We start from the raw sequence: 876 nt of genomic DNA on the forward strand, positions 1-876 counted from the left end.
ATTTAGCACAAATTAATTTTTAATTTGTTCAAACTTCTTTTGAAGACGAAAAAATTGAGGTATTGAATCATCGTAAAAGAAGTTATTTTCGAGACTATCCTCGTCGCTAGCCCTTGAAAGGTTTTTGCAAAGTTGATGTTGATTGTGAACTGTCCGCACAGTTGTGATAAATTAGTTTCAATCCGTTTTCTGATTCTTGATTTCGTTTTTGAAAACGCCACGAAGTCATGCTGGTTTTTACGCATCGGAACTGAAAGATTAATCTTGGAATAGGTGAATAAATCCACTTGTAACTCTTTACTGACATATCCTCTGTCTCCTATTAACAGACAGTTTTTAAAGTTTTCTTTAATGTCGTGAAGATAGTTCACATCGTGAACATTTGCAGGAGTAAAATCAAAAGAATGAAAGATTCCATTCTTGTCGCAAACCGCGTGAAGTTTATAACCAAAGTATCCTGACTTCTGCGCTGCACAATATCCAAATGCAGGCTTAATATCTTCCGTGGAACAGATTGCGGAACGATTTGCTCTGCTTATTTTACCTATCTCAATAGGCGTGGAATCCACAATAAACCCATCGGTAAAATTTGAAAACTTGCTACTCAAGGTCTGCCTAATTTTTTCAATGTAGGGAAAAAGTTTTCTCCTTCTTTTATTATAGACGCTTCTTTCAATTTTTCCATCTAAAACGGTTCCCGAAATGCACCTAAACAATTGTAATTCAGAGTTAATAGACATATATTCTGCTGTAATATTGAGCGCAACAAGTTCCAAATCAGACATTTTGGGATTCCTGATTTTCTTGCTTGTTTCAATATGTTTGCAGGTTTTTGTCAATTGTTCTAAAATAATTTTGTAGTTTTGAATGAGATTG

1 protein-coding gene is annotated in these 876 nt (G+C 34.6%); it reads right to left on the bottom strand.

Annotation, left to right across the window (positions count from 1 at the left end; all coding sequences use genetic code 11):
* Window positions 1-2 precede the first annotated feature (2 nt).
* The coding region (locus tag VQ048_RS12270; RefSeq protein WP_327611935.1) for an IS982 family transposase at window positions 3-876 on the bottom strand (874 nt) is incomplete at its 5' end.

The sequence above is a fragment of the Bergeyella anatis genome (assembly GCF_036016955.1).
In the GTDB taxonomy this organism is placed as follows: Bacteria; Bacteroidota; Bacteroidia; order Flavobacteriales; family Weeksellaceae; genus JAYWXI01.